The 26,172-nt window shown below is 70.8% G+C and carries 25 protein-coding genes; 15 read left to right on the top strand and 10 right to left on the bottom strand.

Annotated elements, in window-relative coordinates; genetic code table 11:
- The first annotated feature begins 99 nt into the window (after window positions 1-99).
- Both LJ657_RS31475 and LJ657_RS31470 read left to right on the top strand, forming a co-directional pair.
- Window positions 100-861 carry a gamma-glutamyl-gamma-aminobutyrate hydrolase family protein gene (locus LJ657_RS31475; RefSeq protein WP_232652245.1) on the top strand — a complete coding sequence of 254 codons (762 nt, stop codon included), beginning with the start codon at window positions 100-102 and terminating at the stop codon, window positions 859-861.
- On the top strand, window positions 858-2,198 hold the full coding sequence (locus tag LJ657_RS31470; protein ID WP_232652244.1) for a type III PLP-dependent enzyme domain-containing protein: 1,341 nt from the start codon (window positions 858-860) through the stop codon (window positions 2,196-2,198). The genes LJ657_RS31475 and LJ657_RS31470 overlap by 4 nt, the downstream gene beginning before the upstream one ends.
- Before the next feature lie 71 nt (window positions 2,199-2,269).
- Here LJ657_RS31470 and ku read toward each other — a convergent pair whose 3' ends face one another.
- Entirely contained in the window at window positions 2,270-3,307 is a 1,038-nt protein-coding gene (gene ku / locus LJ657_RS31465) for a non-homologous end joining protein Ku (RefSeq protein WP_443735568.1), read from the bottom strand.
- 71 nt (window positions 3,308-3,378) lie between these two features.
- Here ku and ligD point away from each other — a divergent pair, with 71 nt between their 5' ends.
- A complete protein-coding gene (gene ligD, locus LJ657_RS31460) occupies window positions 3,379-4,260 on the top strand; it encodes a non-homologous end-joining DNA ligase (RefSeq protein WP_232652242.1) in 882 nt (293 codons plus the stop codon).
- 118 nt (window positions 4,261-4,378) lie between these two features.
- Here the strand turns inward: ligD and LJ657_RS31455 are convergent, their stop codons facing one another.
- On the bottom strand, window positions 4,379-5,182 hold the full coding sequence (locus LJ657_RS31455; protein ID WP_232652241.1) for a nuclease-related domain-containing protein: 804 nt from the start codon (window positions 5,180-5,182) through the stop codon (window positions 4,379-4,381).
- Between the two features lie 110 nt (window positions 5,183-5,292).
- Here LJ657_RS31455 and LJ657_RS31450 point away from each other — a divergent pair, with 110 nt between their 5' ends.
- The 6 genes from LJ657_RS31450 to LJ657_RS31425 all read left to right on the top strand — a co-directional run bounded on the left by LJ657_RS31450 (window position 5,293) and on the right by LJ657_RS31425 (window position 11,345).
- A complete protein-coding gene (locus LJ657_RS31450) occupies window positions 5,293-5,799 on the top strand; it encodes a protein-tyrosine phosphatase family protein (RefSeq protein WP_232652240.1) in 507 nt (168 codons plus the stop codon).
- 69 nt (window positions 5,800-5,868) lie between these two features.
- Window positions 5,869-6,594 carry a hypothetical protein gene (locus LJ657_RS31445; RefSeq protein ID WP_232652239.1) on the top strand — a complete coding sequence of 242 codons (726 nt, stop codon included), beginning with the start codon at window positions 5,869-5,871 and terminating at the stop codon, window positions 6,592-6,594.
- The gene (locus tag LJ657_RS31440) at window positions 6,591-7,838 is read left to right on the top strand and encodes an ATP-binding protein (protein ID WP_232652238.1); all 1,248 of its coding nucleotides are present in this window, start codon (window positions 6,591-6,593) and stop codon (window positions 7,836-7,838) included. Before LJ657_RS31445 ends, LJ657_RS31440 begins: the two co-directional genes overlap by 4 nt.
- A gap of 219 nt (window positions 7,839-8,057) precedes the next feature.
- Window positions 8,058-8,447 (top strand): SH3 domain-containing protein, encoded by a 390-nt coding sequence (locus tag LJ657_RS31435; RefSeq protein WP_232652237.1) that lies wholly within the window; start codon window positions 8,058-8,060, stop codon window positions 8,445-8,447.
- 43 nt (window positions 8,448-8,490) lie between these two features.
- Window positions 8,491-9,870 carry an FtsW/RodA/SpoVE family cell cycle protein gene (locus tag LJ657_RS31430; RefSeq protein WP_232652236.1) on the top strand — a complete coding sequence of 460 codons (1,380 nt, stop codon included), beginning with the start codon at window positions 8,491-8,493 and terminating at the stop codon, window positions 9,868-9,870.
- Window positions 9,870-11,345: a penicillin-binding transpeptidase domain-containing protein gene (locus tag LJ657_RS31425; protein ID WP_232652235.1), complete on the top strand. Its 1,476-nt coding sequence runs from the start codon at window positions 9,870-9,872 to the stop codon at window positions 11,343-11,345. Before LJ657_RS31430 ends, LJ657_RS31425 begins: the two co-directional genes overlap by 1 nt.
- A 195-nt stretch (window positions 11,346-11,540) precedes the next feature.
- Here the strand turns inward: LJ657_RS31425 and LJ657_RS31420 are convergent, their stop codons facing one another.
- Window positions 11,541-13,505, bottom strand: a complete 1,965-nt coding sequence (locus LJ657_RS31420; protein WP_232652234.1) for a sensor histidine kinase — start codon at window positions 13,503-13,505, stop codon at window positions 11,541-11,543.
- 167 nt (window positions 13,506-13,672) lie between these two features.
- On the opposite strand from LJ657_RS31420, the gene LJ657_RS31415 reads away from it, so the two are divergent.
- Window positions 13,673-14,182 carry a DUF3291 domain-containing protein gene (locus tag LJ657_RS31415; protein ID WP_232652233.1) on the top strand — a complete coding sequence of 170 codons (510 nt, stop codon included), beginning with the start codon at window positions 13,673-13,675 and terminating at the stop codon, window positions 14,180-14,182.
- A 118-nt stretch (window positions 14,183-14,300) separates the two neighbouring features.
- Here the strand turns inward: LJ657_RS31415 and LJ657_RS31410 are convergent, their stop codons facing one another.
- The gene (locus tag LJ657_RS31410; RefSeq protein WP_232652232.1) at window positions 14,301-14,927 is read right to left on the bottom strand and encodes a hypothetical protein; all 627 of its coding nucleotides are present in this window, start codon (window positions 14,925-14,927) and stop codon (window positions 14,301-14,303) included.
- A 73-nt stretch (window positions 14,928-15,000) separates the two neighbouring features.
- The gene (locus LJ657_RS31405) at window positions 15,001-16,110 is read right to left on the bottom strand and encodes a ferritin-like domain-containing protein (protein ID WP_232652231.1); all 1,110 of its coding nucleotides are present in this window, start codon (window positions 16,108-16,110) and stop codon (window positions 15,001-15,003) included.
- 127 nt (window positions 16,111-16,237) lie between these two features.
- Between LJ657_RS31405 and LJ657_RS31400 the strand changes: the two genes are divergently transcribed.
- The 4 genes from LJ657_RS31400 to LJ657_RS31385 all read left to right on the top strand — a co-directional run bounded on the left by LJ657_RS31400 (window position 16,238) and on the right by LJ657_RS31385 (window position 19,497).
- Window positions 16,238-17,176, top strand: a complete 939-nt coding sequence (locus LJ657_RS31400; RefSeq protein WP_232652230.1) for an AurF N-oxygenase family protein — start codon at window positions 16,238-16,240, stop codon at window positions 17,174-17,176.
- A 188-nt stretch (window positions 17,177-17,364) separates the two neighbouring features.
- The gene (locus LJ657_RS31395) at window positions 17,365-18,012 is read left to right on the top strand and encodes a TetR/AcrR family transcriptional regulator (protein WP_232652229.1); all 648 of its coding nucleotides are present in this window, start codon (window positions 17,365-17,367) and stop codon (window positions 18,010-18,012) included.
- A gap of 10 nt (window positions 18,013-18,022) precedes the next feature.
- Entirely contained in the window at window positions 18,023-18,340 is a 318-nt protein-coding gene (locus LJ657_RS31390) for a DUF8847 domain-containing protein (protein WP_232652228.1), read from the top strand.
- Between the two features lie 104 nt (window positions 18,341-18,444).
- Window positions 18,445-19,497, top strand: coding sequence for a C40 family peptidase (locus LJ657_RS31385; RefSeq protein ID WP_232652227.1), 1,053 nt, complete (start codon window positions 18,445-18,447; stop codon window positions 19,495-19,497).
- Here the strand turns inward: LJ657_RS31385 and LJ657_RS31380 are convergent.
- Genes LJ657_RS31380 through LJ657_RS31360 form a run of 5 tightly spaced genes read right to left on the bottom strand, consistent with a single transcriptional unit; the run spans window position 19,494 to window position 25,005 of the window.
- Window positions 19,494-20,744, bottom strand: a complete 1,251-nt coding sequence (locus LJ657_RS31380; RefSeq protein ID WP_232652226.1) for a styrene monooxygenase/indole monooxygenase family protein — start codon at window positions 20,742-20,744, stop codon at window positions 19,494-19,496. The two genes, LJ657_RS31385 and LJ657_RS31380, sit on opposite strands and share 4 nt — an antisense overlap.
- Window positions 20,745-20,758: 14 nt before the next feature.
- Window positions 20,759-21,370: a GTP-binding protein gene (locus tag LJ657_RS31375; RefSeq protein WP_232652225.1), complete on the bottom strand. Its 612-nt coding sequence runs from the start codon at window positions 21,368-21,370 to the stop codon at window positions 20,759-20,761.
- The gene (locus LJ657_RS31370) at window positions 21,351-21,761 is read right to left on the bottom strand and encodes a DUF742 domain-containing protein (RefSeq protein WP_232652224.1); all 411 of its coding nucleotides are present in this window, start codon (window positions 21,759-21,761) and stop codon (window positions 21,351-21,353) included. Before LJ657_RS31370 ends, LJ657_RS31375 begins: the two co-directional genes overlap by 20 nt.
- Window positions 21,758-22,261 carry a roadblock/LC7 domain-containing protein gene (locus LJ657_RS31365; protein ID WP_232652223.1) on the bottom strand — a complete coding sequence of 168 codons (504 nt, stop codon included), beginning with the start codon at window positions 22,259-22,261 and terminating at the stop codon, window positions 21,758-21,760. Before LJ657_RS31365 ends, LJ657_RS31370 begins: the two co-directional genes overlap by 4 nt.
- On the bottom strand, window positions 22,258-25,005 hold the full coding sequence (locus LJ657_RS31360; protein ID WP_232652222.1) for a sensor histidine kinase: 2,748 nt from the start codon (window positions 25,003-25,005) through the stop codon (window positions 22,258-22,260). Before LJ657_RS31360 ends, LJ657_RS31365 begins: the two co-directional genes overlap by 4 nt.
- A 378-nt stretch (window positions 25,006-25,383) precedes the next feature.
- Here LJ657_RS31360 and LJ657_RS31355 point away from each other — a divergent pair, with 378 nt between their 5' ends.
- On the top strand, window positions 25,384-26,172 hold the full coding sequence (locus LJ657_RS31355; RefSeq protein WP_232652221.1) for a protein phosphatase 2C domain-containing protein: 789 nt from the start codon (window positions 25,384-25,386) through the stop codon (window positions 26,170-26,172).

The raw sequence follows: 26,172 nt of genomic DNA, 5'->3' as shown, positions 1-26,172 counted from the left end.
CACGCACCCACGCACCCACGCACCCACGCACCCACGCACCCACGCACCCACGCACCCACGCACCCACGCACCCACGCACCCACGAGAGGCAACAACTCCGTGTCTGACAATGTCCATCGGCCCCTGATCGCGGTGACGGTCGGCCGGGACCTGCCCGACCGTCCATCCGTCCTGAGGCTGACGGAGAACTACGTACGGGTGCTGACCGATGCGGGCGCCATACCCATCGTCGTCGTGCCCGGAATCGACGTCGCCGCCGTCCAGTACGTGATGGAACGCGTCGACGGCCTGCTGCTGCCCGGCGGAATCGGCGCGCCCGACCCGCACCCCCGCCGATTCGGGGAGGAGCCGCGGCCCGAGACGGTCATCGACGCGGACCTCGACGCGCTGGAGATCGCCGCCATTCACCGTGCGGTCCGCCTGGGAATGCCCGTACTCGGCATCTGCCGCGGTTGCCAGATCCTCAACGTCGCCCTGGGCGGCAGCCTGATCCAGCACCTGGAGCCGGGCGACGTCTCCCACCTACCGGACCTTCCTCTGAACGCGGAAGCGCATGAGCTTCGTCTCGAAGACGGCTCCCGCCTCGCCGGACTGTCCGGAGCACGACTGCTCCGGGTCAACAGCCTGCACCATCAGGCCATCGCCAGGCCCGCACCGGCCCTACGAGTGGTCGGCAGAGCTGAGGACGGCGTCGTGGAAGCCGTCGAGTCGGCCGACCCCGACCGGTGGATCACCGGCGTCCAGTACCACCCGGAGGAGCTGACCAGCCAACCCGCCCACCGCCGGCTCTTCGAGGACTTCATCTCGTGGTCTGCCCGGTACGCGGCTGATCGCGACCAGGAAAGGAACGTTTCCGCATGACGAACTCCCCAGCAGGCGAGCGGCGCGAACGCATCCTGCGTGCGGCCGTGCGGGATCGTCTCGTCGAACCCGACAGCGCCGCCCTGACCGCCTTCGTCGACCTCGACGGCGTCGCGGCGAGTGTCGCCGCGCTGCACAAGGCGTTTCCGGACTCGGTGAACGTCCTGCACACCTTCGCGGCGAAGGCGAACTGTCTGGTGCCGGTACTGGCGGAGTTGCGCAGCCTCGGCATGGGCTGCGAGGTGGCCAGTCCGGGAGAGCTCGCGCAGGCGCTGGCCGCCGGCTTCGCGCCGGAACAGATCGTCTACGACTCCCCCGCGAAGACCCGCTCCGACCTTCGCCAGGCCCTTGAACTGGGCGTCGCGGTCAACGCGGACAATTTCCAGGAACTCGCCCGCATCGACGAGATCCTCGCGGAGGCCCCCGCCGCCACCTCCGAGTCCGCCTCCACCTCCGAGTCCGCCCCCGCCTCCCGGCTCGGCGTCCGTCTCAATCCCCAGGTCGGTGGCGGTGGAATCGCAGAGATGAGCACGGCCACCGCGACCTCGAAATTCGGCATCGCGCTGGAAGACGACGGAAATCGGCAGCGGCTCCTTGCCGCCTACCGTGACCGGCCATGGCTGACATGGGTCCACGCGCACGTCGGATCGCAGGGCTGCCCGCTCGAACTGATCGCCCAGGGCATCGCGAAGGCCGTGGCCTTCGCCGACGAGGTCAACTCAACCTGTGGCCGACGCCAGGTGATCGGCATCGACATCGGCGGCGGACTCCCCGTCAACTTCGCCGACGACGAGACGACCCCCGGCTTCGACGACTACGTCGCCACTCTCCGGACCCATGCCCCGGCCCTGTTCACCGGCGAATACCGGATCGTCACCGAGTTCGGACGATCCCTGCTGGCCAAGAACGGCTTCACCGCCGCCTGCGTGGAATACACCAAGGTCTCCGGCGGACGCCCGATCGCGATCACCCATGCCGGCGCCCAGGTCGCCACCCGGACGGTGTTCATGCCGACTGCCTGGCCCCTGCGCCTCACCGCCCACGGCCCAGACGGGATCCTGAAGCAAGGCGAACCCGTGCCGCAGGACATCGCGGGCCCCTGCTGCTTCGCCGGCGACCTGCTCGCCGAGGCCCGCCCGCTGCCCCTGCTCGCCCCGGGCGACATCGTCGCCCTCCTGGACACCGGCGCGTACTACTCCTCCACCCCCTTCCACTACAACAGCCTGCCCGACCCCGCAGTCCACGGAGTGCGCGTCGATCCCGACGGCCACGTCCACTTCAGGCCCCTCCGACAGGCTGAGACCCTCGACGATGTCCTCGCACGAACCGGCCACTGACACCGCCCGGAACGACAAGAAGGGCCGGCACCACGGACGTGCTCTCCGCCGCCGTCGATGTCACGCGAGCGTCATGCCGTGCGTTTGCGGGATGTCGTCTTCTTTGCCGCGGTTTTCTTTGCCGTGGTCTCTTTTGCGGTGGTTGTTTTTGACGCCGTCTTTCTCGCCCCCTGCGTCGACTTCGCCGTCGTCTTCTTCGCTGATGTCGACGCCGTCGACTTCTTCGCGGTCGTCTTCTTGGCCGTGGACGTCGACTTCTTTCCGGCTGTCTGCTTCGGGGCCGTGCGAGCGGACTTGCGGGCCGGGAGGTGTGTGACCTCCGCGTCCTCCTCGCCGCGTGACTCCTTGGCGGCCTTCACGCTCTTTTCCAGTGCTGCCATCAGGTCCAGGACCTTGCCGCCCTTTGCCGGTTCCGGGGACTCCGGTGGTGTCTCGCCGGCCGCCTTCGCCGCCACGACCTCCTCGAGCGCCTCGCGGTACTCGTCGTGGAGTTCGTCGAGGTCGATCCCGCCCAGGGTGTCCATCAAGGCGTCCGCCAGGTCGAGTTCCTTGTCGTTGATGTTGACCTTTGCGTCGGGAGCCACGCCCTCGGGGGCGCGGACCTCGTCCGGCCACAGGAGGCCGTGCATGGCGATGGCGTCCTCGACCACGCGCAGCATGCCCAGTCGTTCCCTGCCGCGCAGGGCGTACTTGGCGATCGCGACCTTGTTGCTGCGTTTGAGGGCCTCGCGCAGGAGGGTGTACGGCTTGGCGGCCGGGGCGCCGCCCGCCGCCAGGTAGTACGCCGCGTCCATCTGGAGGGGGTCGATGCTGTCCGCCGGGACGAAGGCCACGATCTCGATCGTCTTCGCCGTGGGGAGCGGCAGGTGGGCCAGGTCCTCGTCCGTGATCGGGACGATCGTGCCGTCCGCGTCCTCGTAGCCCTTGCCGATCTCCGCCCCGCTCACCTCCTTGTCCTCCAGTTCGCAGACCTTGCGGTAGCGGATGCGGCCGCCGTCCTCCAGATGGATCTGGCGGAAGGAGATCGAGTGGCTCTCGGTGGCGTTCACCAGCTTGATCGGGATGCTGACCAGGCCGAACGAGATGGCCCCGTTCCATATGGATCGCACACGCAGCACCCTTTCGGTCGGTTTGCGTCATTCACACAGTCCTCTTGCGTTTTGCGTGAGATTCTCATCGTATGACGCCGATCACAGAGGTGGAGGGGAGACGGCTCGCGCTCAGCAACCTCGAGAAGGTGCTGTATCCCGCGACCGGGTTCACCAAGGGTGAGGTGCTGCACTACTACGCCACCACCGCCGACCACCTGCTCCCTCACCTCCGCGACCGGCCCGTCTCCTTCCTGCGGTATCCGGACGGGCCGGACGGGCAGGTGTTCTTCGCCAAGAACGTGCCCCCCGGTACGCCCGACTGGGTCACCACCGCCGAGGTGCCGCGGATGGAGGGGCCCGCGCGGATGGTGCTCGTACAGGATCTGGCGAGCCTGATGTGGGCCGCGAACCTCGTCACCGAGTTCCACACGCCTCAGTGGGTCGTCCAGGACGCCGGTGTCGCCGACCGGATCGTCTTCGATCTCGATCCGGGAGCGCCCGCGTCCGTCGTCGACTGCTGTGAGGTCGCCCTCTGGCTGCGGGAGCGGCTCGCGGCCGACCGCATCGACGCCTTCGCCAAGACCTCCGGGTCCAAGGGGCTGCACCTGCTCGCAGCGGTACGGCCCACCCCGTCCGAGCAGGTGAGTGAGTACGCCAAGCAGCTCGCCGTCGAGGCCGAGCGCGCCATGCCCCGCCTCGCCCTGCACCGGATGACCCGGAGCCTCAGGCCCGGGAAGGTCTTCGTCGACTGGAGTCAGAACGCCGCCCGGAAGACCACGGCCACGCCCTACACCCTGCGCGCCCGGCCCGAGCCCACCGTCTCCGCACCGGTCACCTGGACCGAGGTCGAGGAGTGCGGGTCGCCCGCGCAGCTCACCTTCCAGGCAGCCGACCTCGCGCCCCGCCTCCAGGACTACGGCGATCTGCTCGCCCCGCTGCTCGACCCCGCCGGTGCGGCGCCCCTGCCCTGAATCCGCTGCCTGGTCGCACGGGCGCCGTCACTGGGGGCTGCGCCCCAGCCCCCCCCCTCGGCCTGAACGGCCTCGTCCTCAAACGCCGGACGGGCTGAAAGACACTGCCCGGCAGCCCTCACACCCGCGTCCACGTCCCCCGATCCCGTGCCATCGCGTGCAGCGCCTCCACGTCGGCCGGCTTGAGGACGCCGCCGAGGCGGGTCAGGCCCGCGAGGTCCGTGTCCTTCAGGACGCGGACCTCGCGGGGCGGGGCCGGGATCGCGACGTCCGCGGGTTCCACGAGGGCCAGGACCGGGTGGACCTCGGCCGTCAGCGCGTACGACGCCCGGTCGGCGTCCGCGCGGACGCGGCGCAGCAGGGGGTGGGGGTCGCGGCGGCCCAGGGTCACCATGGGGTCGGAGACCGTCACCTTCTGCTTACGGGCGTACACCGTGTGGACGGCGAACAGGCCGCCCGGGCCGATCCCCAGGTGGTGGATACGGTCGCCACCGGGCAGCGGGATCGAGTGCAGCACGTGCCAGCCCGCGCCGTCGAGGCGGTCCAGGGCCTCGCCGACCGTCTGCTCGGCCGCCAGCGCCCTGCGGCGGGGGTCCGGGCGCAGCCGGTGCGGCGGGCCGGGCTCCCGGTCCAGGGCGACCAGCAGCGCCTCGCCGGGACGGTTCGGCGCCAGGTCGTCGTCCGGGTGGAGGGAGAGCCGGGCCAGTTCGGCCGGGGTGGGGACCGGCGGCGGGCCGACGGCCACCGGGCCGGTGAGGAAGGGGCCCAGAGCCTGGAGCACGCCCTCCCGCTCGTCCTCACTGAGCAGGTTGACCCTGGCGGCCTCCCTGTCGTACCAGGCGACGTTCCGCCCGTCCGTGTGGCATACGTAGAGCCGTTCCTGGCCGTGCCGCCAGGACGGTACGACCCGCAGTCCGGTCATGCACCATCACCCCTTGACCATGGGAACAGGCGGGGTGCTCCGCGGGCAAGAACCCGGCTACCTTTGAGGAGGACTTGGGCTCCACGGAAGCGGCGCTTGGGGAGGCGTGATTGCGTACCCGCAGGAAGCAGCCCGACGTACCGGCTCCGGACAGTCCATGGAGTGAGATAGTGCCCGGACTGTGGATGGGCGGGCACGAGTTCAGGGGCCGCTCCGGGCAACTGGAGTTCGCCGTCGTGCGGGACGAGTTCGATCTCGTACAGACCCTGCTGAGACTGCCCGGACACGGGCCCGATCCCGGCGTGGAGCACCATGTGTGGGCGATACCGGACGGGCCGCTGGACGGCACCCAGCTCGCGGGCGTGATGCGCCTGGCACAGGCCGCGGGCGAGGCACTGGACGAGGGCCGCAAGGTCCTCGTCCGCTGTTACCACGGGTACAACCGCTCGGGGCTGGTCGTCGCGCACGCCCTGGTACGGCGGGGGCGCGGCACCGAGGAGGCGATACGGCTGATACGGTCCCGCCGCTCCCCCTGGGCGTTGCACAACGAACTGTTCGTGGACTATCTGAGGGCGGGGCTGTCCACGGCCCGGCTGCTGGAGGAGCTGGCCGAGTAGCGAGGTAATCGTTTCGCCGGACGAATAGGGTGTACCGGGTCACCGATCGTTCTCAGCCACAGGAGTACAGTGCTCCGCACTCGCGCCGCATGTACAGCGCTCGCCACTGCCGTCCTCGCCGTACTGGCGGCGGGCTGCGGTGACGCGGGCGGGCTGCAGGGCGCGGGGGCGACCCCGACCGCGACCAGCCCGGACAAGCTGTGGCCGAGCCTGAGCCCCGCGGCCAGTCCTGCCTGGGACTACGACAACGGCGAGGCCGAGGCCATGAAGGGCATCACCGCTCCGGTCGACGACATCCGCAAGGTCGACCCGGTGGCCGTCGTCAAGGCCGAGATGTCCCAGCACCCGTCCGACTACTCCGGCTCCAAGGCGCCGTACCGCGAGACGGCCCGCCGGATGGCCTACTGCGGCAGGACGCCAGCAAACCCGAAGTGTCCGCTGCTCAAGGCGTACTACCGCGACATCACCGGCGACGGGCACGCCGACCTCACGCTGGGCTTCCGGTTGCTGCCCGGCAACCAGACGGCCGTGCGCGTCTACACCGTGGAGGCGGGCCGGGTCGTCCAGGTCATGTCCAACAACGACGCGGTGAGCGGCGTCGAGCTGGCCGGGCGTTCCGTGATCATCCACGCGCCGTCCGATCTCGCCGACTACGAGTACCGCTTCCAGTGGACCTGGGACCCGAACCAGCGCGTGATGCTGCTGACCCACGACGAGATGCTGCACATCGGCAAGCGCGAGCGTCTGACGCACCCTTCCGCATCACCCTCCGCCTCCCCCTCGGCGACCTCATGACGAGGCTCGGGCTCCCCAGGTGGACCGGCACGCTCGCCCTGAAGGCCGCCGTCTTCATCACCGTGATGTGCTGTGCGCTCGCCGCGCTGCTCGGCGTGCTCGTGCACGTGTCGGTGACGAACCAGACCGTCGGCCAGGCCCGCGACCTCGCACTGTCCCGCCTGACGGACGCGACGAAGGCGTACGAGGCCGGGGACTCACTGCTGCCGGGCGCGGGCGTCGATCCTCCCGGGCTCCCCAGGGCGCTGCGGGAGCTGGCGGCGGACGGGGACCGCGGCACGATGGTCTCCGAGCACCACGGGCATCCCACGATGTGGGCGGCGGGTCCCGCCGACCGGAGCAGGGCGCTCGCCGTCGAGGTCGACTACTCGCAGCAGTCCCGTACGATCGTCGCGCTCGACCAGTCGATCCTGTGGTCTTCGGGCCTGGCGATCACCGTGACGCTGCTGGTGGGCGCGTTCGCGGTGACCCGGGTGACACGGCGGCTGCACGCCACGGCGCAGGTGGCCCGCCGGATCAGCGGCGGCGACCTGGACGCGCGCGTCGGCGACCCCCGTACCAAGGATCCGACGCACCCCCAGGACGAGGTGGCCGCCGTCGCCGCCGCGCTGGATTCGATGGCGGCCTCGCTGCAGGGCAAGCTGCTGAGCGAGCAGCGGTTCACCGCGGACGTGGCGCACGAGCTGCGCACCCCGCTGACCGGGCTGCACGCGGCGGCCGAGCTGCTGCCGCCGAGCCGGCCGACGGAGCTGGTACGGGACCGGGTGGCCGCGCTGCGCACGCTCACCGAGGACCTGCTGGAGATCTCCCGGCTGGACACCGGGCGGGAGCAGCTGGAGCTGGACGCGGAGGAACTGGGCGCGCTGGCCGCGCGGGTGGTGCGTGCGTCGGGGACCGACACGGAGGTCGTCGTGGTGCGGGACGCCCGCGTGGAGACGGACCGGCGGCGGCTGGAACGGGTGCTGGGGAATCTTGTGGCCAATGCGCACAAGCACGGGCGGGGGCCGGTGTCCTTGACGGTGGACGGGGCGGTGGTGACCGTGCGGGATCACGGGGACGGGTACCCGGGCTATCTTCTCGAGCATGGGCCGCAGCGGTTCCGTACCGAGGGGGGTGCCAAGGGGCATGGGCTCGGGTTGACCATTGCTGTCGGCCAGGCGGAGGTGCTGGGGGCGCGGCTTGAGTTCGCGAACGCGGTGGATGGTGGGGCGGTTGCGATTCTGACGCTCGGCCAGGCTGACTGAGAGCTCGGGACTTCCAGTGGTTCGTCGGGCGCGAGTCCGTTCGGGTTGATCGCGCCCACGCGGCGGAGCCGCAAATCGATACAGCCCGCGCCCCTCAAGGGGCGCTCCTGCGAGCCGCTCCTATGGACCAGCAGGACAGGCGAGCCTCGCCCCCTCCTCCTAATGTGGCGGGTATGTGGCGAATAGTCAGCTTCGCCCCCGTTCATGGAGGTATCCCCCATGTCGCTGCGCTCCACCCTCATACGCCTGGCCACCGCCACCGCCGCCTGTGCTCTCGTCAGTTCCGTGGCTGTCTCGCCCGCGCTCGCGGACGACGAATGGGGCGACGGTGGCGGTGACCACGGCTCCGGCCAGGAGGACGAACACCACAACGACCGGCTCGCGCGGGGCGTCGTCACTGCGGAGACACTGCTTCTGCGCAGTGCGCCGAACCGCGGCAGCCAGGTGATCCGGGTGGCCCACCGGGGCGAGCGGGTCTCGATCTTCTGCAAGACCCCCGGCCAGAGCGTCGACGGCGACAACCTCTGGTACCTCCTCCCGGACGGCACCTGGGCGTGGGGCGCGGCCCGCTTCATCGAAGTCACCGGCCGCGAACCGCGCTGGTGCTGAGACCCCGAGATCACAAGACCGACTAATTGGGTAGGTTCCGGACATGACCAACGCCGGACCCACCGTGGCGCAGGCGGGCATCCCGGACGCCCCCGCTCCCGTGACCCGCCTGCCCCGGCGCCGTGGCATCGAGCTCGCCCTCATCGTCGTCGCCGTACTGCTCTGTGTGTACGGCTACTGCGCCGTGGGCCTCGCCAGGAACGGCACCGTCCCGCCCGGCGCCGCCGGTTACGGCGCCGGGCTCGGCCTTCTCGCGCTGCTCGCCCACTGCGCGGTGCGGCTGCGGGCGCCGTACGCCGACCCGCTGCTGCTGCCCATCGGCGTGCTGCTCAACGGCATCGGTCTGGTCCTCATCCACCGGCTCGACCTGGAGACTCCCCACGACCATGCCGCTCCGGCCCAACTCGTGTGGTCCACGCTGGGCGTGACCCTGTTCACCGTGCTCGTGCTGATGCTCCGGGACTACCGGGTGCTCCAGCGGTACGCGTACGTCTCGGTCGTCGCCGCTCTCTTCCTGCTTGCGCTCCCGATCCTCTTCCCGGCCGTGAACGGTGCCCGTATCTGGGTCCGGGTCGCCGGGTTCTCCATCCAGCCGGGCGAGTTCGCGAAGGTCCTGCTGGCGGTGTTCTTCGCCGCGTATCTGGCGGCCAACCGCAGCGCGCTCGCGTACACCGGCCGTCAGGTCTGGCGGTTCAGGAAGGTCCAGCTGCCCACGGGCCGGGTGCTCGGCCCGATCCTCGCCGTCTGGCTGCTGAGCGTGGGCGTGCTGGTGCTGGAGCGCGATCTCGGCACCTCGCTGCTGTTCTTCGGTCTGTTCGTGGTCCTGCTGTACGTCGCCACCGGCCGCACCGGCTGGATCGCCGTCGGCCTGCTGCTGGCCACCGCCGGCGCCGTGGCCGTCGGCTGGCTGGAACCGCATGTGAACAGCCGGGTCCAGGACTGGCTGCACCCCTTCGCGACGATCGAGGCGGGACAGGGCGCCAGCCAGGTCGCCCAGTCCCTGTTCGCCTTCGCGGCGGGCGGAGTCCTCGGCACGGGCCTGGGCCTCGGCCACGCGGTGCTCATCGGCTTCGCGACGAAGTCCGACTTCATCCTCGCGACGGCCGGCGAGGAACTGGGCCTGGCGGGCCTGTCCGCGCTCTTCCTCCTCTACGGCCTCCTGGTGGAGCGCGGCTACCGGGCCGGCCTCGCGCTGCGCGAACCCTTCGGCCGTCTGCTGGCGGTCGGGCTGGCCTCGATCGTGGCGCTTCAGGTGTTCGTGATCGCGGGCGGGGTGACCGGGCTGATCCCGCTGACCGGCATGGCGATGCCGTTCCTCGCGCAGGGCGGTTCGTCGCTGGTCACCAACTGGGCGATCGTGGCGCTGCTGGTCCGGGTGAGCCATTCGGCACGCAGACACTACGACGGTGAGGTGGCGCCCTGATGGCGACGCACATCCGGCACTCCGCCTTCTTCTGCGCCCTCCTGCTGGTCGCGCTCCTCGTCAACGCCGTCCGCATCCAGATCTTCAGCGCCCGGTCCTTCGACGACAATCCCGCCAACCGCCGTGCCACCATCGCCCGTTACGAGCGGCCGCGCGGCAACATCCTGGTCGGTGGGAAGAGCGTCACCGGCTCCCGGGACTCCGGCGAGCAGCTCCGCTACGAACGGACCTACACGGACGGCCCGTTGTACGCCCCCGTCACCGGCTTCGCCTCGCAGGTGTACGGCACCACGCTGCTGGAGCACACCGGGGACCCCGTACTGGCCGGCACCGACCCGATGCTCTCGCCGTTCCCCCTGGTGAACGACCTGACGCGGGCCCAGGGCCGGGGCGGGAACGTCGTGACGACCCTCAACCGGGCGGCGCAGCGGGCGGCGTACGAGGGGCTCGACGGACGCAGGGGCGCGGTGGCGGCGATCGAGCCGGCGACGGGGCGGGTGCTGGCCCTGGTGTCGAGTCCGTCGTACGACCCGGCCGTGCTGTCGGGGAACGCCGCGGCGACGGCGCGGTCCTGGGCCCGGCTGAACGACGACCCGGACAAGCCGATGCTCAACCGGGCGGTACGGCAGACGTATCCGCCGGGTTCGACGTTCAAGGTGGTCACCGCGGCGGCCGCGCTGGACGCCGGTGTCGTCCTGGACATCGACCGGACGACCGACTCACCGGACCCGTACCGGCTGCCGGGTACGGCGACCATGCTGATGAACGAGGGCGACGGCTGCGAGGACGCACCGCTGCGGGAGGCCTTCGCGTGGTCCTGCAACACGGTCTTCGCGAAGCTCGGCGTGGACGTGGGGGCGAGGCGGATGGGGGCCGCGGCGAAGGCCTTCGGCTTCAACGACACCCGGCTGCGGATCCCCTTCTCGGTGGCGCCGAGCACCTTCGACACCCACGTCGACCGGGCGCAGCTCGCGCTGTCGTCGATCGGGCAGTACAACACGCGGGCCACGCCGCTGCAGATGGCGATGGTCGCCGCGGCCGTGGCCAACGCCGGGCAGGTGCGCTCGCCCTACCTGGTGGAGCGGACGACCACGGGCAACGGCGCCACGATGACCACGGCGGGCTCGCGCCCCGTGCGCCAGGCGATGCGCCCGGAGACCGCCGACGTCATGAAGCAGCTGATGGAGGACGTCGTGACGGACGGCACCGGCACGAACGCCGCGATCCCGGGCGCGATCGTCGGCGGCAAGACCGGTACCGCCCAGCACGGGGTCGGCAACGCCGGTATGCCGTACGCCTGGTTCGTGTCCTGGGCGCAGAGCGAGCGCGAGGTGATGCCGAGGGTCGCGGTCGCCGTCGTGGTGGAGGACGCGTCGGCGGAGCGGGGGGACATCACCGGGGGCGGGGTGGCCGCGCCGATCGCCCGTGAGGTGATGCAGGCGGTGCTGAAGTCCTCACCGGCCGACGGCAGTTGACTGTCGGCCCGGCGCCAGGTTGCCCCGGCTCGGCGAAAAACGCAGCGACGCCGTTGCCCTGAGTGGGGCGCGGTTCGACGTACGCCCCCCCAGGCCCGCCGTGAGAGAGCCGACGACGTGGCGGCCGGGAAACGGCCGGGGCGACGAGGAGCACGCCCGATCACCCGAATTGACCCACAGGCCGTGCTGAACCCCTCACCCGGCCACAGCAGCTGACGGCTGCTCCTGCACCAGCTTGGCCGGAAGGGCGACGTATGCGGTGACGCCCGCGCCCTGGGTGGGTCGCAGTTCGACGTGTGCGCCCAGGCGGGCCGCGAGGGCGCCGACGACGTGGTGGCCGAGGAAGCGGGTGGGGGCCGTGAGCAGGGCGCCGCCCCGGCCGGTGAGCAGGGAGTTGGCCTGCGCCATCCGTTCCCGCGTCATGCCGATCCCCCGGTCGACGACGGCGAGGCAGTACTCGGTGCCGTCCCGCCAGCCGTAGACCTCGACCGGCTGTTTGGGCGGGCTGAACATGAGGGCGTTCTCCACCAACTCGGCGAGCAAATGGGAGAGTTCGGCGACTGCGTGACCGCGGATGCGGCACTGTTCGAGGTCGACGGCGGCGACCCGCTGGTACTGCTCGACCTCCGCGACGGCCGACCGCACCACGTCGGCGACGGCGATCGTGCCGGACCAGGAGCGGGCCGGGGACTCCTCTCCGGCCAGCACGAGCAGCGACTCGGCGTTGCGGCGCATGCGGGTGGCGAGGTGGTCGAGCTCGAACAGCTCCCCGAGGGCGTCCGGGTCGAGTTCCTGGCTCTCCAGGGTGGTGATGAGGCCGAGCTGGCGGTTGAGGAGGCTCTGGTTGCGGCGGCCGAGGCTGGCCAGGGACTCGGTGCTGTTGCGTCGTAGCACGGCCTGTTCGGCGGCGAGGTCGACGGCGGTGCGCTCGACGTTGCGCAGGGCGGCGGCGAGGCGGGTGATCTCCCGTGCGCCGCCCGGGAGCCCGGGGCTGCCTTCCTGCGCGGGCGGCGGGGTGTCCGGGTCGGTCTGCTGGACGCGCCGGACCGCTTCGGGCAGCCGGCGGCCGGCGACGGCGTCCGCCTCGTCGGCGAGGGCGCCGAGGGGGCGGGTGATGGAGCGGGCGGAGATGACGGCGAGGGCGGTGGCCACGGCGAGGATCAGCGCGCCGAGGGCGAGGTAGCCGACGAGTTCCCGGGTGGCGGAGTCGCCGGTGTCCGCCGCTTGCGCCCGTACGTCGTCGCCCACCTGCTTCTGCACGCCGTGCAGATCGTCGACGAGGGTGGTCATGTCGGCCCACCAGCGGGCAGGGGCGACGTCCAGGGCGGATCCGTCGGCACCGGACTCGGCCTGCTTCTCGTACCCGGAGACACGGTGGGCGGCGGCGGTCGCGAAGGCCTTGTCGAGTGCCGACTCCTGCTGCGCGCCCGCGAGTTGGCGGAACTGGCCGAGGGCGGCGACACGGGTGGCGCGGATCTCGGTGAAGTCGAGGTACTCGCCGGAACGGAAGTGCTTTGCCGCGAACACGCCGTTCAGGGAGCCGCGTTCGAGGGCGACGGCCTCGGTGGCCCGGGCGAGCGCCTGGAGCGCCTGCACCCCCTGGGCGATCCGGCCGTCACCGCCCGGCGCCCCGGCGGACTCGGCGTCGATGAGGGCGGTGACGGCTTTGGTGTAGGTGTTCAGGGTGGCGGTGCGGTCGGCGGTGCCGGCGTCCACGCCGGTACGGGTGGAGGTGAGTGCGGCGAGGGGAAGCTCGGCGGCGTCGAGGGCGGTGACGGCGGCGCGGGGCAGGTCGCCGCGCTCGTCGTCGAGGGCCGCCCTCAGCTTCCCCTCCGCCGCGTCGGTCCGCTCCCGCTGCTTGCGTACGTCGTCCCGGTACTCCTCGGCGCCGCCCAGCAGCCCGTTGGTGAGGCCGCGTTCACGCTGCACCTCCCGTACGGCGTCCTGCACGCGCAGCAGGACGCCGACGTGCGCCTCGGTCGCCCGGGCGGCGGACCAGTCGGAGGCCCGGCCGGCCACGCCCAGCCCGGTCAGGGCGAGCAGGAGACAGGTCGGGACGGCCAGGACGATGGCCATGCGGCCGCGGATGGAGTTCCAGCCGGGCAGCGCGGGCAGGCGGAACCAGGCCGGTCGGAGGGTGGTCGATACGTTCCCCGTCATGCCCGCCGAGACTACGGACGGGCCGGTCAGAGCGCGGTTTCCCCGCCGTAAGGTGCCGGTGCACAGGAGCTCACTCAGGCGGTGGGAGGACTGTGAAAGGCGGACATTGCTCACATGCCGAGACCGGGTCTGGGATCGAGCGGCCCTCCCGACCTATCGTTCGGTCCATGACGACACCCGATGCCGCGTACCAACTCGCCCAGGTCAACATCGGACGCCTCAAAGCCCCGCTGGATTCACCGCAGTTGAAGGACTTCGTCGACAACCTCGACCCCGTGAACGCCGACGCCGACGCGGCGGACGGTTTCGTCTGGCGGCTCCAGTCCGACGGGGGCGACGCGACGGACATCGCGGTCTTCGGGGACGAGTGGCTGATCATCAACATGTCGGTATGGCGGGACGGCAACGCCCTGACCGCGTACATGTACCAGGGCCGCCACCGCGCGATGCTGGCCCGCCGCCGGGAGTTCTTCGAACGGGTGCAGGAGGCCATGGTGGCCCTGTGGTGGGTCCCGGCCGGCCACCGCCCGACGGTGGCGGAGGCGGAGGAACGCCTGCTGCACCTGCGGGCGAACGGGCCCACGCCATATGCCTTCACACCGCGGACGCCGTTCCCGGCGCAGGGGACGGAGCCGGTGTCACTGGCGGTTCCAGAGGATCTGGGGTGCTCGGTCTAGCGGCGGCGGTTCCTCCGAGACGACCTCGACGGCGATCACGACGTCTTCCGGGCGATACCAAGTCTGCTTCGGCCCCGTGTCGGCCCCGGCACGGAACACCAGGATGTTGGCGCTCGCCTCATTCGATCGCCTTCCGCATCTCCGAGCGGACCTGGAGCGTGGTCGCCGCCGCCTTGTCCAGGTCCACCTCCGACGGGTCCTGGGTCATCGTGGCGGTGGTGATCTGGCCCACCGACGCGCCCGTGTTGGCATCCGTCCAGGCGCAGACGGGAACCGTCATCTCCCTGCCGAGCTGGGTCTTCGTGAGGACCTCGCAGGTGACGGTGATGCCGTCGGAGCCGTCCGGGTGGAAGTCCTCCGGCGCCACGGCCACCTCGGCGCCCTCGCCCTCCCCGGCCCCCTTCATCATGTTGTTCCGCGACAGGTCGGGCTCCTTGAACCGCCCGTACATACCCGACACGACGATCTGGCCCGCGCTCGCGTCACCGGCCAGGGTGTACTGCCCGACCGCGGCTCCGTCGACCTTGGCGTCCCAGGAGCCGTCCGCCTCGTCCACGACCTTCTGGCCCGCGGAGCCGGAGAGGTCCTGGGCGAGTTCGTAGCGGCCGTTCAGCAGGGTCTTGGGGACGGAGAGGGTGAACCTGGCCTCCGGGAAGCCGGTGTTCTTCGCCGCCGACCCGAGCATCGCGATCACCGCGACGATCGCCAGGATCAAGGCGACAGCCCCGCCGACAATGCCGATCACCAGTCCGGGCCGCCGCTTCGGGCTGATATGGAGACGTGGGCACGTCAGAACGTTACTGCATGCGAGTGATCCGTCACGCCTCGGCGACCCCTGCCTCGATCGCCTCCTCCACCTCGGCGACCCGCTCCAGTTCCTCCGCGGCGAACCGTTCCGCGTCCAGCCGTTCCGCGATCTCCTCGTCCTGGGCCATCAACAGATCCAGGTTCGAGTCGCCCATCTCGAACACGCCCATGTCGGCGTACGCCTGCTGCAGCCGCTTGCCCCACAGGCCGATGTCCTTGACGCAGGGGACGATCCGGGAGAACAGCAACTGCCGGAACAGCGCGAGGAACTCGGACTGTTCGCTGTACTCCTCCGCCTCGGCCGTCGGGATGCCGAAGTTCTCCAGGACCTCGACCCCGCGCAGCCGGTCCCGCATCAGGTAGCAGCCCTCGATCACGAACTCCTCGCGTTCGCGCAGTTCGGCGTCGGTGAGCTGCTTGTAGTAGTCGCGCAGCGCCATCCGGCCGAAGGCCACATGCCGGGCCTCGTCCTGCATGACGTACGCGAGGATCTGCTTCGGCAGGGGCTTGTCGGTGGTGTCGCGGATCATGCCGAAGGCGGCCAGGGCCAGGCCCTCGATGAGGACCTGCATACCGAGGTAGGGCATGTCCCAGCGGCTGTCGCGGAGGGTGTCGCCGAGCAGGGACTGCAGGTTGTCGTTGATCGGGTAGAGCATCCCGATCTTCTCGTGCAGGAAGCGGCCGTAGATCTCCGCGTGCCGCGCCTCGTCCATGGTCTGGGTCGCCGAGTAGAACTTCGCGTCCAGGTCAGGGACCGATTCGACGATCCGTGCCGCGCAGATCATCGCCCCCTGCTCGCCGTGCAGGAACTGGCTGAACTGCCAGGAGGCGTAGTGCTTGCGGAGTTCGCCCCTGTCGTTGTCGGTCATCCTGGCCCAGTGCTTGGTGCCGTACAGGGACATGGCCTCGTCGGGGGTGCCGAGGGGGTCGTTCGGATCGACTTCGAGATCCCAGTCGATCCGCTTCTGACCGTCCCACTGCTTGTCCTTGCCCTTCTGGTACAGGGCGAGCAGCCGGTCGCGGCCGTCGTCGTACTCCCAGCTGAAGCGGGCCGCGCCGGTCGCCGGCACCTGCCAGTGGGGGTCTCCCGAGTCCATGGCGTACAGGTCGTATGTCGGCATGCCTCGCAGGCTCACACGTGGTAGACGCCGGGTCAACAAGTCGCGCGCAGGGGATTGACGAGCTTGCTGACAAGCAGTCTCATAAGCGGTGGAGGATGTGACCCCGGGTAACAGAGGTGGGAGAACGATGACGACCCTGACGGAAGCCGACGCGCTGGACGGTCTGCGCGACGCGCTCGGGCTGCTCAAGGACCGCGAACAGGTGGCCGAACGGCTCCTCGCATCCTCCGCCAAGCACTCCTTCGACCCGGACCAGGAACTCGACTGGGACGCGCCCTTCGAGGAGGGCAAGTGGTTCTGGCCGCCGGAGCTGGTGTCGCTGTACGACACGCCCCTGTGGAAGCGGATGGGCGAGCAGCAGCGGATCCTGCTGTCGCAGCACGAGGCCGCCGCGCTCGCCTCGCTCGGCATCTGGTTCGAGCTGATCCTGATGCAGCTGCTGGTCCGGCACATCTACGACAAGGCGGCCACGAGCGCGCATGTGCGGTACGCGCTCACCGAGATCGAGGACGAGTGCCGGCACTCGAAGATGTTCGCGCGGCTGATCTCACGCGGGGACGCGCCGTGGTATCCGGTGGCCCGGGCGCACCAGAACCTGGGGCGGCTGTTCAAGACGATCTCGACGACTCCGGGGTCCTTCACGGCCACCCTGCTCGGCGAGGAGGTGCTCGACTGGATGCAGCGGCTCACCTTCCCGGACGAGCGGGTGCAGCCGCTGATACGGGGGGTCACACGCATCCATGTCGTCGAGGAGGCGCGGCATGTGCGGTACGCGCGGGAGGAGCTGCGGCGGCAGATGGTGACGGCGCCGCGGTGGTCGCAGGAGTTCACGAGGGTGACGTCGGGTGAGTTCGCGCGGGTGTTCTCCGTCGCCTTCGTCAACCCCGAGGTGTACACGAATGTCGGGCTGGACAAGCGGGAGGCGATGGCGCAGGTGAAGGCCAGTGGGCATCGGCGGGAGGTCATGCAGACCGGGGCGAAGCGGTTGACGGACTTCCTGGATGACATCGGCGTGCTGCGGGGCGTCGGACGACGGCTGTGGAAGAGCTCGGGGCTGCTGGCCTGATGCGGTCCGCGGGCCGGTGGGGGCTGGTCGCGCCCACGCGGCGGAGCCGCAAATCGATACAGCCCCGCGCCCCTGAGCGGGATGCGGTCCCCCGCTGCGTGACCGTACCCACCCAGGGGTCACCCAGGGGCGCGGGGAACTGCGCGACCAGCCACGACGCACCCGCAGCCGCCCACTACGCTGCATCCATGAGCCCTGCCGCGCCGGCCTACCGCCGCCTGAGCGTCGAGGAGCGGCGAAGCCAGCTGCTCGAAGCCGCGCTGAACCTCTTCGCGCACCGCGCCCCCGAGGACGTCTCCCTCGACGACGTGGCGGAGGCGGCCGGGGTCTCACGGCCGCTCGTCTACCGGTACTTCCCCGGCGGGAAGCAGCAGCTGTACGAAGCCGCGCTGCGGTCCGCCGCGGACGAGTTGCAGCAGTGTTTCGACGAGGCGCGGGTCGGGCCCCTGCTGCCCCGGCTGGCCCGGGCCCTCGACCGGTATCTCGCGTTCGTCGACCAGCACGACGCCGGGTTCAGCGCGCTGCTGCAGGGCGGCAGCGTTGTCGGGACGTCCCGGACGACGGCCATCGTGGACGGTGTGCGGCGGGCCGCCGCCGAGCACATCCTGAGCCATCTGGGGGTCACGGACCCCGGGCTGCTGCTGCGGATGACCGTGCGGATGTGGATCACCGCGGTCGAGGCGGCCTCCCTGATCTGGCTCGACGAGGACAAGCAGCCGTCGCTCGACGAACTGCGGGACTGGCTGGTCGAGCAGTTCGTGGCCGTCCTCTCGGTGACCGCGGACCGGGACCCGCAGACCGCCGCGCTGGTGCGGGCGCTGGCCGAGGATGGCTGAGACTGGTGCCGTGAAGAGCGAACAGACCCCGTTCGAGGGCGGTCCGATGGACGGCCGTGTGCTGCCGGTCCTGGTGGGCCCCACCGGGCACCCGCCCAAGACATACCGCATCCCCGTACCGGACGCCGCCGGCGGTCCCCCCACCGTGCACGTCTACCACCGTGAGCCGCGCGGTCACAGCAGGCGGCTGGGGCTGCCGCAGGGGTGGAAGTACCGGTACGACCCCGAGGGGAAGGCCGCGGACGGCAGGCTGAAATGGCCGTGGTCCAAGCCGGACACCGGGCCAGACGCCACGCCGGGGCGCAAGCCGGACGACACCGACGGGTGACGAGGTTGCGCCGAACCGCGCACATGCGGCGCGCGTTCGTTGCGGCGACGGTCAACACCTGACTGTGCGGAGCGGAGGGGCTGCCCCGCACCGGAGGTGATGATGTGTCGGGAAAGCTTCTGCGCCTGGTCTGCACGGTGGCGATGGCCGCCGGCGCCCTCCTCGTACCGCCGCCCGCCGCGGCCGTACCCGGGCCGGAGCCCGGCACACGCACCGTCGCAGCACAGCTGACGGACCTTCAGCGGCTTTACCGGGAGGCCGAGAAGGCCGCCGAGACCTACAACGCCACCGCGGAGAAGCTGACGAAGCAGCGCGCCGAGGTGGCCCGCCTCGACCGCGAACTGGCCGGGGCCCGCCGCTCCCTGCACGACAGCCGGGTCGCCGCGGGCCGCCTGGCCAGGCAGCAGTACCAGGGCAGCACCGAGATCTCCGCGTACGTACGCCTGCTGCTCGCCCGCAACCCGCAGCAGGCGCTCGACGAGGGGCATGTGATCGGCCGGCTGGCGCGGGAGCGGTCCGAGGCGGTCGACCGGCAGACCGAGAGCGAGAAGAAGGCCACCGCACTGGCCCGCGCGGCCCGCACCGCCCTCGACGCCCAACTCGCCCTCGCCGAACGGCAGAAGAAGGACCGCGACGACGTACAGGCGCGGCTGGAGGACGTCGAGAAAGCCCTTGCCTCCCTCACCCCCGAACAGCTGGCCGCGCTCGGCGAACTGGAGAAGCAGGACACCGACAGGGCGCAGCAGCGGCTCATGGCGTCCGGCACGCTGAGCCGGGAACACCGTCCGTCACGGGCAGGCGCCCGGGCCCTCGGGTACGCCGTGCGGCAACTCGGGAAGCCGTACCGATGGGGGGCACAGGGCCCGAAGTCGTACGACTGCTCGGGCCTGACCTCTCAGGCCTGGGGCAAGGCCGGCAGGCCGATCCCCCGCACCAGCCAGGAGCAGTGGGCGCAGCTGCCGCGGGTCCCGCTGAAGAAGCTGCGCCCCGGCGACCTGGTGATCTACTTCCCGGATGCCACTCATGTGGCGATGTACCTGGGCGAGGGCATGATGATCCAGGCGCCACGGACGGGCGAGAGGGTCAAGGTCTCGCCGGTCGCGTCCTACCCGATCCTGGGAGCCGTACGTCCGGACCAGCGCCCCGAGGACACCTAGCCGGTCACTTCCGCGAGGTAGGCCGCCGTCTTCTCGGGCTCGTAGAAGAAGTTCTCGTAGTCGGACGGGTCGTTGAAGCCGTTGGCGAAGCGGTCGGCGACCGGCTGCAGCTGACCGGCGGCGCCGATCAGGTTGAGGATGTGCTCCGGCGGCGGGGCCAGCATCGCGTTCGTCCACTTGGTGACCTGCTGGGCGGTGTCCCAGTAGCGGTCGAACGTCGACTGCATCCAGGTCTCGTCGAACTCCTTCTCACCGTTCTCCAGGATCGACGCGAGGTACGAAGCGGCGCACTTGGAGGCGGAGTTGGAGCCCTGGCCGGTGATCGGGTCGTTGGCCACGACGACGTCCGCGACGCCGAGGACCAGTCCGCCGCCGGGCAGCCGGCCGATGGGGTTGCGGACGGTGGGGGCGTAGCGGCCGGACAGCACGCCGCCCGCGTCGGTCAGTTCGACCTTCCTGGCCCGCTCGAACTCCCAGGGCGTGAACTTCTCCATGAGTTCCAGGGTCAGGGAGAGGTGCTCCGCCGGGTCCTTGACGCCGTTGAAGACGTCGAGCGGGCCGCCGGGTATGCCCTCCCAGAAGAGGATGTCGGCGCGGCCGGAGGTGGTGAGCGTCGGCATGACGAACAGCTCGCCCACGCCCGGGACCAGGTTGCAGCGGACCGCGTCGTGGTCGGGGTGCTCGGGGCGGGGGCCCAGACCGTGGACGTAGGAGACGGCGAGGGCGCGCTGCGGCTCGGAGTACGGCGAACGGGAGGCGTCCCGGCCGAACATGGAGACCAGCTCGCCCTTGCCCGCCGACACCAGCACCAGGTCGTACGTACGGGAGAAGTAGTCGAGGTCGGAGACCGCAGCGCCGTGGATGACCAGCTGGCCGCCGCGCTGTGCGAAGGTCTCCATCCAGCCGGCCATCTTCACCCGCTGGTCCACCGACTGCGCGTACCCGTCGAGCTTGCCCACCCAGTCGATCACGCGCTGGGTCGGGCCCGGGTCGTGCGAGCCGGGGGCCGCGACCGAGACGCCGAGTCCTTCGATCTTCGGGGCCTGGGACTCCCAGAAGTTCAGCTGGAGATCGCGCTCGTGCTGCAGTGCCGTGTGGAACATGCACTGCGTCGACATGACCCGGCCGGAGCGGATCTCGTCCGCGGTCCGGTTCGACATCAGGGTGACCTCGTACCCGTGCGACTGGAGTCCGAGGGCGATCTGGAGACCGGACTGGCCGGCTCCTACGACGAGTATCTTCCGCATGCGGGACTGTTCTCCTAGTCGGGGGTTTCGTCCAGAGCGTGGGCGACGAGGGACAGCAGGGTCTCGATCACCGTGATCCTGCGCCGCGCATCCATGATCATTACAGGTATGTGCGCGGGGACGGTCAATGCCTCGCGTACGTCCTCCGGTTCGAAGCGCTCGCTGCCGTCGAAGTGGTTGACCGCGACGACGTACGGCAGTCCGCAGCTCTCGAAGTAGTCCAGGGCGGGGAAGCAGTCCTTGAGGCGGCGGGTGTCGGCCATGACGACCGCGCCGATCGCGCCGCGCACCAGGTCGTCCCACATGAACCAGAACCGCTGCTGGCCCGGCGTGCCGAAGAGGTAGAGCACGAGGTCGTCGTCAAGGGTGAGACGGCCGAAGTCCATGGCCACGGTGGTGGTCAGCTTGCCGGGCGTGGCGGTGAGGTCGTCGGTCTCCTCGCTCGCCTCGGTCATCAGCGCCTCGGTCTGCAGGGGCGTGATCTCCGAGACGGCGGTGACCAGGGTCGTCTTGCCGACCCCGAAGCCGCCCGCCACGACTATCTTCGTCGCGATCGGGGCGCGGGTGCGGTCCGTCTGCCAGGACTTCAGGTCCTCATCGGTGTCTTCAAAGACGACGGAGTCCACTCAGCACCCTTTCGAGCAGTGCGCGGTCCGGACGGCCGGTGCCGTGACCGGTACCGGTTCCGTACACGCGGATTCTTCCCTGGTCCGCGAGGTCGCTGAGCAGCACGCGGACCACGCCCAGCGGCATCTTCAGCAGCGCCGCGATCTCGGCCACCGTGCGCATACGGCGGCACAGCTCGACGATGGCCAGCATCTCGGGCATGACCCGGGTGCTGAGGGAGCCCTTCGTCAGTTCCTTGCGCTCCTCGGGGGCGTCGAGCGCCGCCACGAACGTCTCCACGAGGAGGACGTGGCCGAAGCGGGTACGGCCGCCGGTGAGCGAGTAGGGGCGGACACGAGCCGGCTTGCGGTCGCCGCCGCGGACGGGAAGCTTCTCGGGCCCACTGCTCATCGGGGGCCCCCGGCGGACTCCGACTCCAGGGATTTTCGTAGCTCGCTGCGGAGTTCGGGCGTCAGGACGTGGCCGGCGCGGCCCACGAACAGGGCCATGTGGTACGCCACCACGCTCATGTCGCAGTCCGCCGAGCCGTGCACGCCGAGCAGGCTGCCGTCGCTGATGGACATCACGAACAGACTGCCCTCGTCCATCGCGACCATCGTGTGCTTCACGCTGCCGCCGCCCATCAGCCTGGCCGCCCCGATGGTGAGGCTGCCGATGCCGGAGACGATGGTGGCGAGGTCGGCGGAGGAGCCCCTTGGGCCGGTGGGCCTTGTGCCGCGGGCCTGGCGGGCCTCGTCGTTGCGGCCGGGGTCGGAGGAGAGCAGCAGCAGGCCGTCGGAGGAGACCACCGCTACTGACTGGATGCCCGGCACCTCCTCGACCAGGTTCGTCAGCAGCCAGTGCAGGTTGCGGGCTTCACTGCTCAGTCCGAAGGTACTGGGCGCGGTCAACTGCTTGCCTCCTCGACAGTGCCCCCCGTGGATTCCTCGGATACGGCTGGTCCGGTGGCCGGCACCTGGTTCTGGGCGGTCTGTTCTGCGATCTCCGCCTCTACGGCGCGGTAGCCTGCCTGGGCGCCTGTGCGGAATCCGCCGAGTCGCCGGCGGAGGGCTTCCGCGTCCACGGATCCGCTCCGGGGCCGCTGCGCCGGGGCCGGTGCGGTGATCTTAGGGGTGCGCTTGGGCAGGCCCTTGTCGGTGAGCTGCTCGTCCTCGGCACGCTCGTGTTCCGTCTCGGCTTCGCCGTCGACGGACGTGGTCCCACCCTCACCGCCCGTCTCCCCTTCGTCGGGTGCCGGTGACCCCTGTGGGGGTTCCCCGCCATCGGCGACCGCGGGCTCCTCGTGGGTCTTCTCCTGCTCCGGTCCCGTCGTCTGCGCCGGGATCAGGAGTTCCATCGTGGTCTCGGCCGGAGGCACCTCGTGCTGCAGGGCCTGCTCCGCCAGGGCCACCAGTGGGTCGCTCGGCTTCTGGCGGCCGTGCAGTTCGTTGGAGTTGGCCTCGGCGTCCGCCCCGGGGAGGGAGAACGTGAGCGTGCCGCCGGGGGCCTGGGAGGACGACGACGGGACCGCGGCGGACGGGGAAGCCGTCAGCAGGGAGTTCGGGAGGACCACCACCGCTGCGACACCGCCCTGCTTCTGCTCCCGCAGCTGGACGCGGACGCCGTGGCGGTGGGCGAGGCGGGCGACGACGTAGAGGCCGAGGCCCAGGCCCTCCTCGCCCTCCTGGTCGTAGGGGGACTCGGGGTCGAACTCGGCGAGCCGGGTGTTGAGGCGGGTCATGCGCTCGGCGGTCATGCCGATGCCCTCGTCCTGGACGGAGAGCATGACCTCGCCGTTCTCCAGGAGCCAGCCGGAGACCTCGACGGGCAGATCCGGCGGGGAGAACGAGGTGGCGTTCTCCATCAGTTCGGCCAGCAGGTGGGACAGGTCGTCCGCGGCGAAGCCCGCCACGTGCGCGTGCGGCGGCAGCACGGCGATGCGGACGCGCTCGTAGCGCTCGATCTCGCTGACCGCGGCGCGGACGACGTCGACGAGCGGGACGGGGTGCGCGCTCTGCTGGACGTGCTCGGTACCGGCGAGGACCAGGAGGTTCTCGCTGTGGCGGCGCATGACCGTCGCGAAGTGGTCGAGCCTGAAGAGGGTGGCGAGGCGCTCCGGGTCCTGTTCGCGCTCCTCCAGGCTCTCGATCACGGCGAGCTGGCGTTCGACCAGGCCGAGGGTGCGCAGGGAGAGGTTCACGAACGTGCCGCCGATGCTCTCGCGCAGCCGCTCCAACCGGGCTGCGGAGTCGGCGAGTTCGGCGCGCAGCTCCTCGCGGGCGTCCGCCATCTTCTGGCGCTGGCCGACCAGGTGCTTACGGTCGGCCTCCAGCGTGACGATGCGCTCGCTGAGGGCGGCGGCGTGCGCGTGCAGGGTGTTGACGGAGCGGACGACCTGCGCGAACTCGTCGTTGCGGCCGGTGAAGGTGACCGGTTCCTCGGCGGCGGGGTCCGTCGCCTCGGCGAGCCGGGCCGAGCCGCGGCGCAGCACGGAGAGCGGGCGGGTGAGGGTGCGGGCCATGGCCGTGGCGATGCCGACGGCGAGCAGCATCAGGGCGCCGAGGACGGCGATACGGAGCTCCAGCGCGCTGACGTCGTCGTCGCGCAGCCGGGCCAGGTCCTTGGTGCGGCGGTCGTACAGGGCGGACTCCGCGCCGCGCATGGCGTCGACACGGGCGGAGAGCGCGGCGTCGAGCTTCGAGGCGCCGGTGCCGAGTTCGGACGTGGAGAGCGTCGGCTGCTCGGTGAGGGCGGCGAGGTACCTCTCGGCGGAGTTGACCTCGGGACCGGTGACCGTGGAGTCGTACGACGTCCGGGCGGCCCTGGTGGCGGTGTCGTGGAAGTCGGCGAGGGCCGCGTCTGAGCGCAGCCGGGCCTGCTGGGCGGCGGCGGTCAGCGCGCCCCGCTGTTTGGTGTCGGCGGCCGAGGACGTGGTGACCGTGGTCGGCAGGCCGGTCGTCGGGCTGATGACCGTCTGCGTGGACGTCGGCACGTTGAGCGCCGCGAGGAGCAGGCCTCGGGTGGCGGCGGCCTGCTGCACCGCGGAGTCCAGCTCGGCCAGCGCGTACGCGCCGGACCCGGCGCGGGGCGGCATCTGCTGTGCCAGCTGCTCGGCGAGCCCGTGCAGTTCGGTGATGGCTGCGGAGTAGGCGTCGTGCGTCTGCAGGGCGTCGCTCTTGCCGGTGAGCGCGGAGCGGCGCAGGGCGGCGATGCCGTCGAGGTCGCCGCGCAGGGAGGCGGGTGTGTCGGTGTTCTCCCGCAGGTCCTCGACCTGCCGGTCGACGCGGGCGCTGCGCTGCTCGGAGGGCGCCTTGGACTTGGGCCGCCCGGCGGCGATGTAGGACGTCACCTCGTCCCGCTCGTCGGCGAGCGAATGAGCCAGGGCCAGGGCGTCCTGGGTCTGCCCGGCGAGCGTCACCAGGTTCTGGGAGTCGCTGAGCTGCCCGGAGGCGGTGAGGACGGAGGGGACACCGGCCCCGGCTATGGCGGCGGCCACCACGGCCACGGCGACGACGAGCCGGTTGCGTACATGCGTGGGCCGGCCCTTGCCGGTGGTGGTGCCGGTGCTGGTGCCGGTGCTGCCGGGCGTGCGCTCCGCGCCGCCCGCTGCGGGGTCCGTCTGCTTGCCTGTGCGACGAGGCCGCGTCTTCTGCACCGGTGCTCGCATTCCTGACTCGTACTACTCATGGGCCCGGGATGACGCTCCGTCAACTGACGTCGACCGTGCGTACTCCCAGTACGGTGCCGACCCTCCCAGTGCCGGTGGGCAGTGGACGGGCATCACCCGGCCCGCCACCCGAAGGAGTGAACCCCGGAGGAGAGTTGGCGGGCAAGTTTCCCGGACGCGCTCAGCGGCCCTGAGCGGCAGGCCGGTTGGACGTCCGCGCCGGGCGGTGGCAGTATTCGCCGCCACGGCTTCCCGGAACAACGGATTCCACCCCAAACAGGGCGTCTGACCTGCGCCGGTGCGTCAATTCGGCGATCAATGCCGGGCTTTGGCGAACCTTGTGAAGACGTCGTGCAGACTGGCCGAATGCATACGGAACTTGTCTCGGAGCCCGGTGATCCCGCCCGCCCCAACGAGGACTTCGCAGCGGCCGCACTTCCCGCTTGCGGCCAGGGTGGCATCCTCGTCGTCCTGGACGGAGTGACGCCACCGCGGAGCGAGACGGGCTGTCTGCATTCGGTCCCCTGGTACGTCGCCCGCCTGGGCGGGGCCCTGACCGAACTGACCGTTTCCCTCCCGGATGTTCCGCTGCAGGATGCCCTGGCCCGCTCCATCGCGCGTACGGCCGAGGCCCATGCCGAGACCTGTGACCTTTCTCACCCACGCACCCCACAGGCAACGGTGGTGGTGGCGCGGTGGGGTGTTGAGCGGGTCGAGTACCTGGTCCTCTCGGACTCGGCCCTGCTGGTGGAGTCGCCGGAGGGCACGGTGACATCCCTCCTGGACGACCGCCTGTCCCGGCTGCCGCGCTCGTCCCTGGCCACGGACGCCATCGTGGACTCGACGGTCCGGAACAAGGAGGGCGGCTTCTATACGGCCGCCGCGGACCCGGCCGTGGCGGCACGGGCGGTGACGGGCGCGCTGCCGCGGGGCGACGTACGGGCCCTGGCCGCGCTGACGGACGGCGCCACCCGGTGGGTGGAGAAGTTCCGGGAGGGTGACTGGGCGGACTGCTTCCGTTTCGTGCGGAAGGAGGGGGCGCAGGTGCTGGTCGACCGGGTACGGCTGCTGGAGCGGGCCGACGCGGAGGAGCGGAGGTATCTGCGGCGCAGCAAGACGCATGACGACGCGACGGTCGTGTACGTCGTCCTGTGA

The organism is Streptomyces guryensis (assembly GCF_021261325.1).
Classification (GTDB): Bacteria; Actinomycetota; Actinomycetes; order Streptomycetales; family Streptomycetaceae; genus Streptomyces; species Streptomyces guryensis.
This window is presented reverse-complemented; position numbering and strand designations above follow the sequence as displayed.

Coding starts and splice junctions, on each gene's coding strand:
- LJ657_RS31470 (WP_232652244.1), top strand. CDS start 858: ATGACGAACTCCCCAGCAGGCGAGCGGCGCGAACGCATCCTGCGTGCG.
- ligD (WP_232652242.1), top strand. CDS start 3,379: ATGACGCCGATCACAGAGGTGGAGGGGAGACGGCTCGCGCTCAGCAAC.
- LJ657_RS31455 (WP_232652241.1), bottom strand. CDS start 5,182: ATGACCGGACTGCGGGTCGTACCGTCCTGGCGGCACGGCCAGGAACGG.
- LJ657_RS31440 (WP_232652238.1), top strand. CDS start 6,591: ATGACGAGGCTCGGGCTCCCCAGGTGGACCGGCACGCTCGCCCTGAAG.
- LJ657_RS31435 (WP_232652237.1), top strand. CDS start 8,058: ATGTCGCTGCGCTCCACCCTCATACGCCTGGCCACCGCCACCGCCGCC.
- LJ657_RS31430 (WP_232652236.1), top strand. CDS start 8,491: ATGACCAACGCCGGACCCACCGTGGCGCAGGCGGGCATCCCGGACGCC.
- LJ657_RS31425 (WP_232652235.1), top strand. CDS start 9,870: ATGGCGACGCACATCCGGCACTCCGCCTTCTTCTGCGCCCTCCTGCTG.
- LJ657_RS31420 (WP_232652234.1), bottom strand. CDS start 13,505: ATGACGGGGAACGTATCGACCACCCTCCGACCGGCCTGGTTCCGCCTG.
- LJ657_RS31415 (WP_232652233.1), top strand. CDS start 13,673: ATGACGACACCCGATGCCGCGTACCAACTCGCCCAGGTCAACATCGGA.
- LJ657_RS31405 (WP_232652231.1), bottom strand. CDS start 16,110: ATGCCGACATACGACCTGTACGCCATGGACTCGGGAGACCCCCACTGG.
- LJ657_RS31400 (WP_232652230.1), top strand. CDS start 16,238: ATGACGACCCTGACGGAAGCCGACGCGCTGGACGGTCTGCGCGACGCG.
- LJ657_RS31395 (WP_232652229.1), top strand. CDS start 17,365: ATGAGCCCTGCCGCGCCGGCCTACCGCCGCCTGAGCGTCGAGGAGCGG.
- LJ657_RS31380 (WP_232652226.1), bottom strand. CDS start 20,744: ATGCGGAAGATACTCGTCGTAGGAGCCGGCCAGTCCGGTCTCCAGATC.
- LJ657_RS31370 (WP_232652224.1), bottom strand. CDS start 21,761: ATGAGCAGTGGGCCCGAGAAGCTTCCCGTCCGCGGCGGCGACCGCAAG.
- LJ657_RS31355 (WP_232652221.1), top strand. CDS start 25,384: ATGCATACGGAACTTGTCTCGGAGCCCGGTGATCCCGCCCGCCCCAAC.